At 69.6% G+C, this 14,594-nt stretch carries 16 protein-coding genes, 1 tRNA gene and 1 riboswitch; of the genes, 7 read left to right on the top strand and 10 right to left on the bottom strand.

Translation table 11 applies throughout. The features are described 5' to 3' along the window. The first annotated feature begins 203 nt into the window (after positions 1–203). The 5 genes from ACFYRH_RS24545 (at position 204) to ACFYRH_RS24525 (ending at position 3,782) form a co-directional block, all read left to right on the top strand. Positions 204–863 (top strand): MBL fold metallo-hydrolase, encoded by a 660-nt coding sequence (locus tag ACFYRH_RS24545; protein WP_387779583.1) that lies wholly within the window; start codon positions 204–206, stop codon positions 861–863. A 91-nt stretch (positions 864–954) separates the two neighbouring features. Beyond that, on the top strand, positions 955–1,899 hold the full coding sequence (locus tag ACFYRH_RS24540; RefSeq protein WP_387779580.1) for a DUF389 domain-containing protein: 945 nt from the start codon (positions 955–957) through the stop codon (positions 1,897–1,899). A 4-nt stretch (positions 1,900–1,903) separates the two neighbouring features. Then, positions 1,904–2,860 carry a cyclase family protein gene (locus ACFYRH_RS24535; RefSeq protein WP_387779577.1) on the top strand — a complete coding sequence of 319 codons (957 nt, stop codon included), beginning with the start codon at positions 1,904–1,906 and terminating at the stop codon, positions 2,858–2,860. Positions 2,861–2,884: 24 nt separating this feature from the next. Next, entirely contained in the window at positions 2,885–3,418 is a 534-nt protein-coding gene (locus tag ACFYRH_RS24530; protein WP_387779574.1) for a GNAT family N-acetyltransferase, read from the top strand. Between the two features lies 1 nt (position 3,419). Next, positions 3,420–3,782, top strand: coding sequence for a hypothetical protein (locus tag ACFYRH_RS24525; RefSeq protein ID WP_387779571.1), 363 nt, complete (start codon positions 3,420–3,422; stop codon positions 3,780–3,782). On the opposite strand, the gene ACFYRH_RS24520 is transcribed toward ACFYRH_RS24525, so the two are convergent. Continuing rightward, positions 3,779–4,723, bottom strand: coding sequence for a S1C family serine protease (locus ACFYRH_RS24520; RefSeq protein ID WP_387779568.1), 945 nt, complete (start codon positions 4,721–4,723; stop codon positions 3,779–3,781). The genes ACFYRH_RS24525 and ACFYRH_RS24520 overlap by 4 nt on opposite strands. Before the next feature lie 118 nt (positions 4,724–4,841). Between ACFYRH_RS24520 and ACFYRH_RS24515 the strand changes: the two genes are divergently transcribed. Together ACFYRH_RS24515 and ACFYRH_RS24510 are read left to right on the top strand one after the other, a co-directional pair. Beyond that, positions 4,842–5,390, top strand: coding sequence for a TetR/AcrR family transcriptional regulator (locus ACFYRH_RS24515; protein ID WP_387779565.1), 549 nt, complete (start codon positions 4,842–4,844; stop codon positions 5,388–5,390). Positions 5,391–5,468: 78 nt separating this feature from the next. Beyond that, a complete protein-coding gene (locus ACFYRH_RS24510) occupies positions 5,469–7,643 on the top strand; it encodes an MMPL family transporter (protein ID WP_387779562.1) in 2,175 nt (724 codons plus the stop codon). On the opposite strand, the gene ACFYRH_RS24505 is transcribed toward ACFYRH_RS24510, so the two are convergent. The 9 genes from ACFYRH_RS24505 to ACFYRH_RS24465 form a co-directional block, all read right to left on the bottom strand. After that, positions 7,551–8,456: a group I intron-associated PD-(D/E)XK endonuclease gene (locus ACFYRH_RS24505; RefSeq protein ID WP_387779559.1), complete on the bottom strand. Its 906-nt coding sequence runs from the start codon at positions 8,454–8,456 to the stop codon at positions 7,551–7,553. The two genes, ACFYRH_RS24510 and ACFYRH_RS24505, sit on opposite strands and share 93 nt — an antisense overlap. 50 nt (positions 8,457–8,506) lie before the next feature. Continuing rightward, positions 8,507–8,580 (bottom strand) — tRNA-Pro (locus ACFYRH_RS24500). Positions 8,581–8,650: 70 nt separating this feature from the next. Continuing rightward, the gene (der, locus tag ACFYRH_RS24495) at positions 8,651–10,018 is read right to left on the bottom strand and encodes a ribosome biogenesis GTPase Der (protein WP_387779556.1); all 1,368 of its coding nucleotides are present in this window, start codon (positions 10,016–10,018) and stop codon (positions 8,651–8,653) included. Then, complete coding sequence (locus ACFYRH_RS24490; protein ID WP_387779553.1) at positions 10,011–10,751, bottom strand: lysophospholipid acyltransferase family protein; 741 nt, start codon at positions 10,749–10,751, stop codon at positions 10,011–10,013. The genes der and ACFYRH_RS24490 overlap by 8 nt, the downstream gene beginning before the upstream one ends. Beyond that, positions 10,748–11,434: a (d)CMP kinase gene (gene cmk, locus ACFYRH_RS24485; protein ID WP_387779550.1), complete on the bottom strand. Its 687-nt coding sequence runs from the start codon at positions 11,432–11,434 to the stop codon at positions 10,748–10,750. The genes ACFYRH_RS24490 and cmk overlap by 4 nt, the downstream gene beginning before the upstream one ends. Positions 11,435–11,466: 32 nt before the next feature. Continuing rightward, on the bottom strand, positions 11,467–12,534 hold the full coding sequence (locus ACFYRH_RS24480; RefSeq protein WP_387779547.1) for a prephenate dehydrogenase: 1,068 nt from the start codon (positions 12,532–12,534) through the stop codon (positions 11,467–11,469). Positions 12,535–12,769: 235 nt separating this feature from the next. Beyond that, a complete protein-coding gene (gene aroH / locus ACFYRH_RS24475; protein ID WP_134100823.1) occupies positions 12,770–13,138 on the bottom strand; it encodes a chorismate mutase in 369 nt (122 codons plus the stop codon). A 31-nt stretch (positions 13,139–13,169) separates the two neighbouring features. Beyond that, positions 13,170–14,030 carry a bifunctional 5,10-methylenetetrahydrofolate dehydrogenase/5,10-methenyltetrahydrofolate cyclohydrolase gene (locus tag ACFYRH_RS24470; RefSeq protein WP_387779543.1) on the bottom strand — a complete coding sequence of 287 codons (861 nt, stop codon included), beginning with the start codon at positions 14,028–14,030 and terminating at the stop codon, positions 13,170–13,172. A gap of 19 nt (positions 14,031–14,049) precedes the next feature. Beyond that, positions 14,050–14,134: riboswitch (ZMP/ZTP riboswitch) on the bottom strand. Positions 14,135–14,166: 32 nt separating this feature from the next. After that, positions 14,167–14,589, bottom strand: a complete 423-nt coding sequence (locus tag ACFYRH_RS24465) for a nitroreductase family deazaflavin-dependent oxidoreductase (RefSeq protein WP_387779540.1) — start codon at positions 14,587–14,589, stop codon at positions 14,167–14,169. Between the last annotated feature and the right edge of the window lie 5 nt (positions 14,590–14,594).

Below are 14,594 nucleotides of genomic sequence, written 5' to 3'. Positions count from 1 at the left end.
CACTGGCCCCGTCATGCTAACGAGGCCCACCGACAAAAACTTCCGCCGCCGGAATCGGCGCCTGATCCCGGGGATCGTTTCGAAAGTATATTCGATCAACGAAGGCGGGTGCCGCAGGCTACGGGTACCCAGCGACCCGACATGACGCACGGCGCCGCAGGTGCGAGGATCGGCGGTGTCACCGAGATCCAGGGAGAAGGCAGATGCCTGAGTACCACGGGAACGTCAAGGTCGGCGGACCGGCACAGACACACGAGCTGGCCCGGTTGATGATCACCAAGGTCGCGGTCGGGCCGATGGACAACAACGCCTACCTGCTGCGCTGCCGGCAGACCGACGAGCAGGTCCTGATCGACGCCGCGAACGAGGCCGGCACGCTGCTCCGGCTGATCGGCGACGGCGGCCTCGCGCGGGTCGTCACCACGCACCGTCATCAGGATCACTGGGAGGCGCTGGCGGAGGTCGTCGCCCGCACCGGCGCCACCACGGTCGCCGGCCGGTACGACGCCGAAGGCATCCCGGTCCCGACCGACCAGCTCGTCGACGACGGGGACCACATCGCCGTCGGGGACTGCAGCCTGCGCGTCATCCACCTCGTCGGCCACACCCCCGGCTCGATCGCCCTCCTGTACGACGACCCGGACGGCGCACCGCACCTGTTCACCGGCGACTCGCTGTTCCCCGGCGGCGTCGGCAACACCCAGGGCGACCCGGAGCGCTTCACGTCCCTCGTCAACGACGTCGAGACCAAGCTCTTCGACCAGCTCCCCGACGAAACCTGGGTCTACCCCGGCCACGGTGCCGACACCACTCTCGGCGCCGATCGCCCGAACATCGCCGAATGGCGCAAGCGCGGCTGGTGACCACGCCGCCGGCCGACGCGCCGCACCACCACGGCTCCGTCACCCGCGTGGGGTGATGAGGCGGTAGAGCCGCGGCCGGATGCTGGCCGCAATGATTCATCTGCGGGTCGTCAGTCCACCCGACATCACCGCGGCGATGCTGCCCGCGCTGCGCGCGGAACCCACGGTGATGAACCTGACCGTGTTCCGGTCCGCGGCGAGCAAGCCGGACGGGGACGCGGTCCAGTTCGACGTCCAGCAGGGCGCAGCCGACCAGGTCATCGAGCGGCTGCGCCGGCTGGGCTTGGAGCAGCGTGGGGCGATCGTGCTCGAGAACGTCGACGCCTCGGTCTCCGCCCTGACGGACGGTGTCCCGGCGCCTCGCCTGCGGTTCCAGCAGTTCGCGCCGGTGTGGGCCGAGGTCGAGGCCCGGATCCGGCGCGGAGGGAGCTACCCGCCGAGCTGGTTCGGGTTGCTCGTGATCGCGAGCCTGATCGGGACCGTCGGGATCCTGACGAACTCGGAGATCCTCATCGTCGGAGCGATGGTCGTCGGGCCGGAGTACGGCGCCATTCTCAGCCTCGCCTTCGGCGTGACCCGCCACGACCCCACCCGCGTCCGGCACGCCGTGACCGCGCTGGTCGTCGGGTTCACCCTGGCGGTGCTCGGCGCGCTCGTGCTGTCGGCGGTGATCCGATGGGCGGACCTGCAGCCGAAGGCCTACGCGCTGGGAATCCGGCCGGTGTCCACGCTGATCGACACCCCCAACTGGTTCTCCCTGATCGTCGCCTTGCTGGCCGGCGTCGTGGGGGTCGTCTCGGTCACCGAGGCACGATCGAGCACGCTGATCGGGGTCTTCATCTCGGTCACGACCATTCCCGCGGCGTCCGACATCGGGGTGTCGCTCGCCTTCGGCAGCGGCAGGGAGGCCTGGGGCGCCACGCTCCAGCTCCTCCTGAACGTCACGGTTCTGGCTGCTGTGGCGATCGCCGGACTGCCCGCACAGCGAGCCGTCTGGCGACGGGCCACCCGCCGGCGTACACGAGTTGGAGGTTGACGACATGACCGGCACGAGACATACGGGAACCGAGCCTGCGGGCCGGCAGCTGACCCAGGACGAGTTCCGTTCGCTGTACCGGCGGCTGCGGGACGACCGGCCGTGGGGTCCTGACGACCGACGCGGAGCATTGAACTACCTCACCCCCGGCGAGACGCTGGCTGCCGCCCGCGAGGTGGGGCTCGGCCGTGCGGTGTCGCTGGCCGCACCGATCGAGGGGCGGGTGACGGCGGACAACCCCGACCCCGCGCGGCACCGCATGAAGGGGTTGCCGGCGGCCGCAGCCGGGCGCGGCCTCGCGTTCGGCCTGGATCGGATCGAGATGAACATCCACGGCAACGCCGACAGCCACCTCGACGCCCTGTGTCACGTGATCTTCGACGGCGAGATGTACAACGGCGTGCCGGCGGACACCCTCACAGAGGCCGGCGCATCCGAGCTGTCCGTCGCCACGGCAGCCGACGGAATCGTCGGTCGCGGCGTGCTGCTCGACGTACCCGGGTCTCGCGGGGTGGATTGGCTGGAGCCCGGAGACCAGGTCACCGTCGACGACCTGCTCGCCGCGGAGCGGCGCGAGGGGGTTCGGGTCGGACGCGGTGACATCGTGCTCGTCCGGGTCGGCCATCGGCTGCGGCGCCGCGAGCGCGGGCCTTGGGACGTCGCGGCGGCCCGCGCCGGGCTGCACCCGGACGTCATGCCGTTGCTGGCCGAGCGGGAGATCTCGGCGCTGGGCAGCGACGGCAACAACGACACCGCGCCGAGCGTGGCCGACGGAGTGGACTTCCCGATCCACGTCCTTGCCATCGACGCGCTCGGGGTGATGCTGATGGACTACCTCGAGTTCGACGAACTCGTGCCGATGTGCGAGGAAGCCGCACGCTGGTCGTTCCTCTGTGTCATCGCGCCGCTCCGGCTACCGACCGCGACAGGCTCACCGATCAACCCGATCGCCGTGTTCTGACGACGCTGGTCCTAGGCTGCCGGGGTGAGCGGATTCGCGGAGTATCGGCCAGGGATCTCGCGGCAAGCTGCCGACGCTGCGATCGTCGTGCGGCCGGCGGAGGTCGGCGATCTCGACGCCTGCGCCGACCTGATCGTGTCGCGGACCGGTGGGTCCGCGGGCGATCGGCGTGAGCGGTTGGCGGCGGACCTGCAGGATCCACAGAAGTATGTGGCGGTCGCCGTCGTCGACGACGAGGTGGTCGCGTACGGCGGAGTGATCCGCCACGACCGCTCCCCCGCGGATCCGCCGACGACCGCCCCGTCCGGCTTCTACCTCATCGGCCTGATCGTCGCGCCCGAGTGGCGGCGATACGGGATCGGCGATCTGCTGACACAGGACCGGATGCGTTGGACCGCCGAACGCGCCGACGAGCTCTACACGTTCGTCAACCTCGCGAACGGCGCGATCCTGGACCTCCACCAGAGGTTCAGGTTCACCGAAGTGACCCGCGACTTCACCTTCCCCAACGCTCCACTCGAGCCTGGGACCTGCGTCCTCCTGCGGGCCGAGATCTGACATGGCGACCTGGCGCGACATCTGCGGACTGGCGGAGCGGCTGCCCGACGCGCGCCTCGGCGAAGCACACGAAGGCTCCCCCGCCTGGTACGCCGGACGGCACCAGTTCGCTCGCCTCCGATGGGACGACGACGAGCGCGAACTGCTCCAGGTGTGGACCGGCGACATGAACGCCGGTGCCGAGTTCGCCGGCCGCCCGCAGGTGTTCCCGTTCGTGCAGACCTTCGAGTACCGGGTCACCTGCTGGGGCTACCTCGATCAGCTCGACCTGCGCGAGGCGGCCGAGCTGATCCTCGACTCGTACGGCATCCGCGGCGGACCCAGACGGCGCGCCGCGGTGGTCCCGGAAGAGTTCCTGCCCTAGCGGTCGGTGAGTTCCGCCGGATAGGCGATGACGTCGACGAGGGCGTTGTTGCGGATCGCCGTGATTTCGGTGCGGCGGGCGATGGCGTCCTCGAAGAGCTGACGCTGGAGGGACTGGGCGTCGCGGAGGGGTACGCCGTTCACGGCCAGGACGAGGTCGCCTTGGCGCAGACCCGAGGCCGCCGCTGGGCTGGCCGGGATGACCTCGACGACGCGCAGCGCCGAGCGCTGGTCGAAGCGTTGCGCCAGCGTGGGATGCAACGGAGCGGGAGTGCTGACCAGACCCAGGTACGCACGACGCACCCGGCCGTCGTGCAGTAGCGAGTAGATGATCCGGCGGGTCGTCGGGTTGATCGGTACGGCGAGGCCGAGGCCGATCCCGGCGACCGCGGTGTTGATGCCGATCACCCGGCCGTTGCCGTCGGCAAGCGCACCGCCGGAGTTGCCCGGGTTGAGCGCCGCATCGGTCTGGATGACGTCCTCGATGATCCGGTTCGCCGACCCGCTGCGCACCGGCAGCGACCGGCCGAGCGCACTCACCACGCCGGCGGTCACACTGCCCGCGAGGCCGAGCGGGTTGCCGACCGCAACGACCAGGTTCCCGACCCTCAGGTGGTCCGCGTCCCCGTACTCGGGCGGGTCGGGAATCTCCCGGTCGGCCCGCAGTACGGCGAGATCGGACAACCGGTCGACCCCGACCACCCGCGCCTGCGCCGTCGTACCATCGGCGAACTCGGCGGACGCCTCGGAGCCGTCGCCGACCACGTGCGCGTTGGTGAGCAGATGCCCGTCGCCGGTCAGCACCACGCCGGAGCCGGACGAGTCGCCGCGCCGGCTGTGGATCCGCAGGCTCGCGACCCGCGGGATCAAGTGTTCGGCCACGCCCGAGACCACTCGGGAGTAGGCATCCAGAACGTCGTCCCCAGCCATCTCATCAGCCATCTCGCGCCTCCTGAATTACATCATTACACCGCAAGCAAGACCTGACCACGGCGTGAACCGGACCACAATCCTGACCGATCGGTTGAAAACTGGCCGATCGGTCAGTCAAGATGCTGACATGGCAGTCACCACGCCCGCCCGGGAGCGGACCAGGCGCGAGATCGTCCGCCAGGCGATGGACCTGTTCCAGGCCGCCGGATACAACGCGACGTCGCTGCAGGACATCGCGACCGCGGCCGGTTGCTCCAAGGCGACGGTGCTCTACCACTTCAGCGGCAAGCCGGCCGTGCTCGCCGCCGTCCTCGACCCGGCCGCCGCCGACCTGGCCGAACTGATCGCGGCCGCCGCCGAGCTGCCCCGGGCCGCGGCCCAGGACCTCGCCATCCAGCGCTTCATCGACCTCGCGGTCGAGCACCGCGGCGTTGTCGACGTCCTGCAGGACATCATCCCGGTGATCGAGGAGATGCCCGAGGTCGCGTCGCTGGTGGCCGACGGTCTGCGACTCACCGAGTACATGGCCGGCTCCGACGACCCGCTCGAACACGACCTGGCGAAGTTCGCGATCAACGGCCTGCTCGGCGAGTGCCGGCACTCCGGCGAACGTACCGACGACGACCTGCGAAGACTCTGCGACATCGCCCTGCGGAGACTGCTCCGCCGCGCCTGAGCCGAGCCCGAACCCGCCGCGCCGACGGGCGCTGCCGCCTGCTTGAACCCGCCGTACCTGACACCGAAACGGACCCCGATGGCCAACTTCCTGTACCGGCTCGGCCGGTTCTCCTACCAGCGCCGGCGGCTCGTCGCCGCGGTGTGGGCGCTGTTCCTCGTCCTGCTCGGAGTCGGCGCGCTCACGCTGGGCGGCAAGACCGCGAACACGTTCTCGATCCCGGGCACCGAGTCGCAGCGCGCCCTCGACGCGCTCAAGCAGGAGCTGCCGGCCGCCAGCGGCGCATCCGCCACAGTCGTCGTGAAGGCACCGGATGGCAAGACGCTCGCCGACCCGGCCGTGAAGGCCGCGGTCGGCGCGACCGTCGCCAAGGTCGCGAAGGTGCCGGAGGTGATCGCGGCCGTCGACCCGTTCAGCACCAAGGCGATCAGCCCGGACGGCACGACCGGACTCATCAGCGTCCAGTTCGACAAGCCGGCCGACGAACTCTCCGCCGAGAGCGCCGACGGGTACGACGCCCTGAGCGGGCTCAGCTCGGGTGATCTCAAGGTCGTCCCGGGCGGCCAGATCAAGGCCGGGATCCCGGAGATCGGGGCGACCGAGGTGATCGGTGTCGCGGTCGCGGGCGTCGTACTCGTCGTCACGTTCGGATCGCTGGTCGCCGCCGGGATGACGCTGGTGACCGCGTTGCTTGGCGTCCTGGCCGGGATGGCCGGTCTGTTCATCGTGACGGCGTTCACCGATGTGTCGTCGACGGCGCCGATCCTGGCGTTGATGCTCGGCCTCGCGGTGGGCATCGACTACTCGTTGTTCATCAGCTCGCGGCATCGTTCGCAGCTCGCCGAGGGGATGGATCCCGAGGAGTCGGTGGCGCGGGCTACGGCGACGGCCGGGTCGGCGGTGTTGTTCGCCGGAGCGACCGTGGTGATCGCGCTGGCGGGGCTGTCGGTGGTTGGTGTGCCGTTCCTGACCGCGATGGGGCTGGCCGCCGCGGCGACCGTACTGACCGCCGTACTGGTGGCGTTGACGTTGCTGCCGGCGCTGCTCGGCTTCGTCGGGAACCGGGTGCTGCCACGGAAGATCCGGAAGGCGCCGACGACACACCATCACGCCCGCGGCTTCGGGTTCCGCTGGGGCCGGCTCGTGACGAAGCTCCGGGTCCCGATCGTTGCCGTCGGCATCATCGGGCTCGGGTTGCTGGCGATCCCGGCGAAGGACATGCAGCTCGCGCTGCCCGACGGAGCCTCGGCGGCGGCCGGTAGCAACCAGCGGGTCGCGTACGACCTGACGGCGGCCGCGTTCGGGCCGGGGGCGAACGGGCCGCTCGTGGTTGTTGTGAAGAGCAACGACGCGGCCACGTCGGAGGCGATCGTCCAGCAGGTCCTGGGCAAGGCGCAGGGGCTGCCCGATGTCGTCGCCGCGCAACCGGCGGCGGCAAGCGCGGACCACACGACCCGGCTGCTGCAAGTGATCCCGAAGAGCGGGCCGGCCAGCGAGCAGACGGCTGATCTGGTGAAGAACCTGCGCTCTGCGGTACAGCCACTCGCGACGGGTGACTCGAGTATCTCGGTGACCGGCAACACGGCGGTCGGGGTCGACGTGTCGAACAAGCTGTCCGACGCGCTGCCGACGTACCTGTTCGTCGTGATCGGGTTGTCGTTCCTGCTGTTGCTGCTGGCGTTCCGGTCGGTGCTGGTGCCGTTGAAGGCGACGCTCGGGTTCGTGCTGACGATCGGCGCGACATTCGGGATCACGGTCGCGGTGTTCCAGGAAGGACATCTGGCGAGCTGGGTCGGGCTGGACTCCCCCGGTCCGCTGGTCAGCTTCCTGCCGATCATCATGATGGGGATCCTGTTCGGGCTCGCGATGGACTACGAGGTGTTCATCGTGTCGCGGGTCCGCGAGGAGTTCGTGCACGGCAGGCACGCCAACGACGCGACCATCCAGGGCCTCGGCCACGGCGCCCGCGTCGTCACCGCCGCGGCGCTGATCATGGCGTCGGTGTTCGCCGGGTTCATCCTGGTCGAGGACCCGATCATCAAGGCGATCGGCTTCGGCCTCACCATCGGCGTCCTGATCGACGCGTTCGTGGTCCGCATGACCCTGGTCCCCGCCATCCTCAGCCTGCTCGGCGACCGCGCCTGGTGGTTCCCGAAGTGGCTAGACCGCCTGACTCCCCGAGTAGACATCGAAGGCGAAACCCTTCGGATCGACCAGGAACCGCGAACCGACGAACTCCTGAACGTACCCTGATGCCCGCCGAGGGGCGTCAGGCACCACTGCCGCCCCACCCAGCAGGCTAGACGCATCACCCACGCGGTACGCCGTGTAGTTTTCTGCGGACATACCCACACGGCCTGCCAGCACTGAGCTCGGGATCACGTAAATGCTGCCGTCGCCAAGGACGATGAAGAATAGATCGATCGATTCCGGATCGTAGGGCATTTTGCTTGCGGACTTGTCGAGAACGTAGGGGCGCCGGCCGATGCCGACGTGCCAGTAGCCGCGCTTGTCCCGAGTGGCGCAGGACTTGACCTGAACACGTTGAATGCCTTGGGAAGTCGTCACCAGCAGGTCGTACGTCTGCGGCTCGATCGGCAGCGCCACGGCACATCCGCGCAGAGTGAACCATGCCATCGCGAGGGCTGCTGCCGAGTACCGGAGCATCTCCGGCCTGACCGGCTGGACGAACACCCCAGTAGGTGTCGGCTGAGCAATCGGCGACTTCAAATGCGAATAGTCCACACCCAGTCGAACCGCGTGGCCCTTGACCCGAGCTCGATTCGCGCCGTCGTCCGTGGCACCGAGGCCGGCCAGTACCTCCGCCCAGGAACTCGCGCCAGGAACGACCTCGCGTAGCCGCTGATCAGACCAGCGCCGCTGCCCGGTGAAATGCGATGTGTCGAGTTCGAGACGGGCGGCATGCCGCTTGATCACGCGGATCGTTCCCGCGGAGGTGCCCTTCAGGCCCAGCGCGCGAGCGACCGCACGCCACGACGGGTTGCTCTCCACCGCCTGCCGCAGTTGGTCGTCGGTCCAGGTCCGTCGATCCCCAGGTGTGCTCATGGGAGAAACGTAAAGAGGGGCACCGACACTTTCGGTGCCCCTCTTGAAGGTCGGGCTGACAGGATTTGAACCTGCGGTCTTCTGGCCCCCAGCCAGACGCGTTACCAAACTACGCCACAGCCCGCCGAACGCTCCGAAGAACGAACCGGGGTAAACCATACCCCATCCCTCGAAGCGTTTTGACCAGGGTCCGGTCAGCGTTTCTTGTTCTTCTGGCGGGCTCGGATCTGGACGTGGACCGGGCTGCCGACGAAGCCGAAGTCCTCGCGGAGGCGGCGTTCGATGAAGCGCTGGTACGACGGCTCGATCTGGCCGGACGTGAAGATCGCGAAGGTCGGGGGCATCGTGGTGGCCTGCGTGCCGAACAGGATCTTCGGCTGCTTGCCGGAGCGCACCGGGTGCGGATGCGCGGCCACCAGACGGCCCAGGAACGCGTTCAGCTGGCCGGTCGGGACGCGGGTCTGCCATCCCTCGAGCGCCGCCTCGATCGCCGGCACCAGCTTCTCCATGTGCCAGCCGGTGAGGGCGCTGATGTTCACCCGCGGCGCCCAGCGGAACTGCACCAGGTCGCGGTCGATCTCCCGCTCCAGGTAGTAGCGCCGCTCGTCGTCCATCAGGTCCCACTTGTTGTACGCGATCACCAGCGCCTTGCCGGCTTCCTCGACCGCGTTCATGATCCGCAGGTCCTGCTCGGTGATCGACTGCGAGGAGTCGATCACGACCACCACGACCTCGGCGCGCTCGATGGCCGCGTTGGTCCGCAGCGAGGCGTAGTACTCGTGGCCCTGGGAGTTCTTCACCTTGCGCCGGATGCCGGCGGTGTCGATGAACCGCCACTCCTGGCCGCCGAGCGTGATCAGCTCGTCGACCGGGTCGACCGTGGTGCCGGCGACGTCGCTGACGACGACCCGGTCCTCCTTGGCGACCTTGTTCAGCAGCGAGGACTTCCCCACGTTCGGCTTGCCGACGATCGCGACCCGGCGCGGTCCGCCGAGCTCACCGTCACGCTCGGCCGGGGCCTCCGGCAGCGCCTCGAGTACGGCGTCCAGCATGTCGCCGGTGCCGCGCCCGTGCATCGCCGAGACCGGGAACGGTTCACCGATCCCCAGGCTCCACAGGTTCATCGCCTCGGACTCGATCCGCTGGTCGTCGACCTTGTTCGCCGCGAGCACCACCGGCTTGCCCGACTTCCGCAGTACCCGCACGACGGCCTCGTCGGCGTCGGTGATGCCGACCACGGCGTCGACCACGAACAGCACCGCGTCGGCGGCGTTGATCGCGACCTCGGCCTGGGCGGCGACCAGCGCCGCCATGCCGACCGCGTCCGGGTCCCAGCCGCCGGTGTCGACGACGGTGAACTCCCGGCCGGCCCAGTTCGCGTCGTACGAGACGCGGTCGCGGGTGACGCCCGGGGTGTCCTCGACGACGGCCTCGCGGCGGCCGATGATCCGGTTGACCAGCGTGGACTTCCCCACGTTCGGCCGGCCGACGATCGCGAGCACGGGCAACGGGCCCGCGTCTTCCCGGTCGTGCGTCGGTAGTTCGGTGGGCAGGTCAGTCATCAGGGTCCCTCTGGTCTCGCCAGCCCGGAAGCGGGTGGCCGGTAGCGTCCACGGCCGCCCTCACGTGGGCGCGCAGAACGTCGCCAATGTGGTCGGCGACCGCTTGTACGTCGGAATGTCTCCTGGGAAAGGGTACGCGGTCGACGGCGAAAGCCTCGCCGTACACCACGTCGATCCGGCTCCCGGCCGGCGGATGACCCTCCACGCCGGCCCCCGGCAACCGCGTTCCCATCAGCGCGACCGGCAGGATCGGCGCGCCGGTGACCATCGCGAGGTACGCGATCCCGACCTTGATCCGGCTGAAGTCGCCCGGTCCGCGGGTGCCCTCGGGGTAGATGTTCAGCACCCGCCCGTCACGGAGCACCTGGATCGAGCGCCGGACCGCGAGCATGTCGTACGACGACCGGTCGACCGGGATCTGACCGATCCGGCGCAAGAACGTGCCCTGGAACCCCCCGAACACCTCGATCTTGCCGAGCTGGTGCAGCATCCGCGGCGCGACCGCGCCGAGCAGCGGGGCATCCAGCAGACTCAGGTGGTTCGGCGCCATCAGCAACGGGCCGGTGAGCGGGAACCGCTCTTCGTGGTGGATGGTCAGGTCGTACTTGCGGAAGAAGTACGGTTTGGCGACCTTCCGCATCGGGAGCGCCAGGCGGTACGGCAGTGCGGACAGATCGTCCGTACGGGGAGGTTCCTTGTGCAGATCCTTGTCTCCGGTGATCTCGGCCGTCATGAATCCCGGCCCCGGGGAACTGTCTCGGCCTCCTTAGCCAGTCGGCAGATCACGTCGACGACCTCCTCCAGGGTCATGTACGTCGAGTCGATGGTGACCGCCCCGTCGGAGGCGACCTGGAACTCCGAGACGGTCGAGTCGTCGGCGTCGCGCCGGACGATCTGGTCGCGGAGCTCCTCCGCGGTCACCGAACCGGCCGCCAGCTCGGCGCCGCGGCGGGCCATCCGGGCCTCCTGGTCGGCGGTCAGCAGGACCTTGAGCTCGGCGTCGGTCGCGACCACGGTGGCGATGTCGCGGCCCTCGACGACGATCCCGCCGCTCGGCTGCGCGTCGTCGATGATCGCCCGCTGGCGGCGGATCAGTTCCTTGCGGACGTCCAGATTGGTGGCGATCTTCGAGACCACCTCACTGATCCTGGGCTCCCGGATCGCGGCCGTGACGTCGGTCCCGTCGGCGATCACGAACTGGTTGCCCGGGTCGGTGCTGATCTCCAGCCGCAGCTCGCGGGCGCGCTGCGCCACCGCCGCCGTGTCGTCCAGATCCAGCCCGCGCTGCACGGCCGACCAGGTCACCGCGCGGTACGTCGCTCCGGTGTCCAGGAACCGCAGTCCGAGGCGCGTGGCCACTCCGCGGGCGGTGCTCGATTTACCGGAACCGCTCGGCCCGTCGACAGCGATGATCATGTCCCGAAGATTACCGTCGAGTGGGGACAAACTTAGCGGTGGACCACCCATCCACGCTCGGTGAGGACGTCGACGAGTTGGTCGACGGAGGCGGGCTTGACGGCGAGCTCGACCTCACCGACGGGACGGCCCGGGCTGTGGTCGATCCGCAGGTCCTCGACGTTGGCGCCGGACTCGGCCGCGTCCGCGAACAGCCGGGCGAGTTGGCCGGGGCGGTCGGGGATCGTGACCAGGACGGTGACCAGGTCGATGTGCGGCGTACCGTGCTTGCCCGGCACCCGGACCGCGCCGGAGACACCCTGGCCGAGGATGGCGGTCAGTTCGTCGCCGGCCTCTTCCTTGCCGAGAGCAACGAGAAGCCGGTCGAGCTCGCCGCGGATCTGCTCCAGCAGGCCGCTGAGCGCGGTCGAGTTCGCGGACACGATCTGGGTCCACAGCGCCGGGTCGCCGGCGGCGATCCGGGTGACGTCGCGGACGCCCTGACCGGACAGCTCCAGGTGGGACAACGGCGCGTCCGCGAGGGTGCCGGCGGCGAGCGCGGACATCAGGTGCGGCAGGTGTGACACCCGGGCGACGCCGAGGTCGTGGTCCTCGACGGACATCTCGACGGTCCGAGCGCCCGCTGCTTCGGCCAGTCGCCGCACCAGGTCGACGGCCTCGGGGTCGCTGGTCTCGTGCGGTGTGATCGCCCAGGTGGCTCCGTCGAACAGGTCGGCGCGGCCGGCCAGCGGGCCGTTCCGTTCGGAGCCTGCCATCGGGTGACTGCCGACGTACCGGCTGAGGTCACCGGTCAGGCGGCGGGCGTCAGCGAGTGGCTTGGACTTCACGCTGGCCGCATCGGTGACGACCGCGCTCTCGGTCTGCGCGAGCTGCTCGGCGATCACCGCGCCGACGTGATCCGGCGGTACGGCGACCACGACCAGCTGCGGCGCGATATCGACCCGGCGCGCGCCGGCCCCGATCCGCTCGGCCATCAGCGCGTTGTCCGCGTTCCCGTCGACGAGTTCGACGACCACCCCGAGCCGCGCCAGCGCGAGACCGATCGACGTACCGATCAACCCGGTGCCGACGATCCGGACCGGGCCGCGGAGCTCGGTCATGGGGCCTCCCGGCCTGGACTGAGGAGCGCAGGGAGCCCGGTCGCGGGGTCCCCGGTCTGGACTGAGAAGCGCAGGGAGCGCAGCGACTGGAGCGACGAGGGAAGACCGGGAACCAGACCCCGCGACCTGCCGCGCGCCAGCGCGGCATCAAGCACCGCGACTGGAGCGACGAGGGAAGGCCGGGAGTCACAGCCCCATGACCGCGCCGGCGCCGGAGGCCCGGCCAAGAGCACTGTCACTGGGCGCCGGTCAGGTCGGGACGGAGGGCGACGGCGCCGTGCAGGTAGACGTGCTGGATCTTGTCGCGCGACCGCGACGTCTCGGTGTGCACCATCAGGCGGACGACCCGCGGCAGCGCGTGCGGGACCGGGATCTCCTGCATGCACATCAGCGGTACGTCGGTCAGCCCGATCTGGCGGCCCGCGACGGCGGGAAACTCCGAGCGCAGGTCCGACGTGACGGTGAACAGGATGCTGATCAGATCCTCGTTCTCCAGATCGTTCGCCTCCAGGACCGCCTTCACCAGCTCCGCGGACCGTTCGAGCAGATGCTCACGCTCGTCCACGTCCAGCTGGGTGGCCCCCCGGATCGCCCGTACCGCCACGTCTCGCCTCCTTGGTCGTCTCCCCCAAACCTTAGGCCAATGTAGTCAAAGAGCGGACAGCCGTCTCAGCAGCGTCGACCGTCTGCTCCAGCAGCAGCGCGATCGTCATCGGCCCGACGCCGCCCGGAACCGGGGTGATCAGCCGGGCGACCGCCGCGGCCTCCTCGAAATGCACGTCCCCGACATTGCCCTCGTTGTAGCCCGCGTCGACCACCACGACGCCCGGCTTCAGCCAGTCACCGCGGACGAAGTTCGGCTTCCCGACCGCGGCGATCAGTACGTCCGCGGTCCGCACCAGGTCGGGCAGGTCCCGGGTCCGGGAGTGCGCGTAGGTCACGGTCGCGTTCGATGCCAGCAGCAACATGCCGGCCGGCTTACCGAGGATCGGGCTGCGGCCGATCACCACCGCGTGCGCACCTTCGAGCGGTACGTCGTACGCCTCGAGCAACCGGAGGATCCCGCCGGGCGTCGCCGAGCGGAACCCGGGATCCCCGAAGGCCATCGCGGCGAACGACCGCATCGTCACGCCGTCGACGTCCTTCGCCGGGTCGATCGCCTCGAACGCGGCCCGCTCGTCGATCTGCGCCGGCACCGGGTGCTGCAGCAGGATCCCGTGCACCGCCGGGTCCGTGGAGAGCTTCGTGATCTCGCCGACCAGTTCCTCGGTCGTGGTCTCGGCGGGCAGCACGATGCTCCGGGACGCGATCCCGGCCTTCTTCGACCGGTTCTGCTTCATCCGCACGTACGTCGCCGACGCGGGATCGTCACCGACCAGCACGGTCGCCAGACACGGCTGGACGCCGTACTGCGCCTGCACCGCCTGCGCGCGCTCGGCCGCCTTGGCCACCATCTCGGCGGCCAACTCGGTCCCGGTCATCAACTCGGCTGTCATCTGTGCACTCCTCGGAAGACGAAGGTGCCCAGGCGCGCGGCGAAGCCGGATGGCAGACCGTTCCCCGGTGGTCGTCCACCTCAGCGCCAGTCGCGGTCCGCCCTCAGGATACCGACCCTTCGGGCGGGCCCAGACCTCACGGCGTCCGGCTGAGCTCCAGCACCGGAATCGTGCGAACGCCCGCGGTACGCCGTTCGTACTCGGCGAAACCCGGATAGCGGCGGGCCTGCTCGGCGTAGATGCGGTCGCGATCAGCGCCAGTGACGTCGGTGACCTTGACCTGGTACGTCTCGATGCCGACCTCGACGGTGGCCTCGCCGGCCGCGGTCAGGTTGCGGTACCAGTCCGGGTTCGCCGGGGCGCCGCCCTTGCTCGCGAACACGTAGATCACGTCCGGGTCGGTCTCGCTTCGCAGGTACATCGTCGGGGCGACGTACTCCGCACCGCTCTTGCGGCCGCGGTGATGCAGCAGAACCATCGGCGCGCCCTCGAACTGCCCGCCGACCCTGCCTTCATTGGCGCGGAACTCCGCGATGATGCCCGCGTTCCAGTCGCTCATAAGGC

The organism is Kribbella sp. NPDC004875, assembly GCF_042873375.1.
Lineage (GTDB): Bacteria > Actinomycetota > Actinomycetes > Propionibacteriales > Kribbellaceae > Kribbella.
This window is presented reverse-complemented; position numbering and strand designations above follow the sequence as displayed.

Excerpts from the sequence above, each read along its gene's own strand:
- ACFYRH_RS24545 (WP_387779583.1), top strand. The coding sequence starts at position 204 with ATGCCTGAGTACCACGGGAACGTCAAGGTCGGCGGACCGGCACAGACA.
- ACFYRH_RS24525 (WP_387779571.1), top strand. The coding sequence starts at position 3,420 with ATGGCGACCTGGCGCGACATCTGCGGACTGGCGGAGCGGCTGCCCGAC.
- ACFYRH_RS24505 (WP_387779559.1), bottom strand. The coding sequence starts at position 8,456 with ATGAGCACACCTGGGGATCGACGGACCTGGACCGACGACCAACTGCGG.
- cmk (WP_387779550.1), bottom strand. The coding sequence starts at position 11,434 with ATGATCATCGCTGTCGACGGGCCGAGCGGTTCCGGTAAATCGAGCACC.
- ACFYRH_RS24510 (WP_387779562.1), top strand. The coding sequence starts at position 5,469 with ATGGCCAACTTCCTGTACCGGCTCGGCCGGTTCTCCTACCAGCGCCGG.
- ACFYRH_RS24515 (WP_387779565.1), top strand. The coding sequence starts at position 4,842 with ATGGCAGTCACCACGCCCGCCCGGGAGCGGACCAGGCGCGAGATCGTC.
- ACFYRH_RS24465 (WP_387779540.1), bottom strand. The coding sequence starts at position 14,589 with ATGAGCGACTGGAACGCGGGCATCATCGCGGAGTTCCGCGCCAATGAA.
- ACFYRH_RS24480 (WP_387779547.1), bottom strand. The coding sequence starts at position 12,534 with ATGACCGAGCTCCGCGGCCCGGTCCGGATCGTCGGCACCGGGTTGATC.
- der (WP_387779556.1), bottom strand. The coding sequence starts at position 10,018 with ATGACTGACCTGCCCACCGAACTACCGACGCACGACCGGGAAGACGCG.
- ACFYRH_RS24520 (WP_387779568.1), bottom strand. The coding sequence starts at position 4,723 with ATGGCTGATGAGATGGCTGGGGACGACGTTCTGGATGCCTACTCCCGA.
- ACFYRH_RS24540 (WP_387779580.1), top strand. The coding sequence starts at position 955 with ATGATTCATCTGCGGGTCGTCAGTCCACCCGACATCACCGCGGCGATG.
- ACFYRH_RS24470 (WP_387779543.1), bottom strand. The coding sequence starts at position 14,030 with ATGACAGCCGAGTTGATGACCGGGACCGAGTTGGCCGCCGAGATGGTG.
- ACFYRH_RS24490 (WP_387779553.1), bottom strand. The coding sequence starts at position 10,751 with ATGACGGCCGAGATCACCGGAGACAAGGATCTGCACAAGGAACCTCCC.
- ACFYRH_RS24535 (WP_387779577.1), top strand. The coding sequence starts at position 1,904 with ATGACCGGCACGAGACATACGGGAACCGAGCCTGCGGGCCGGCAGCTG.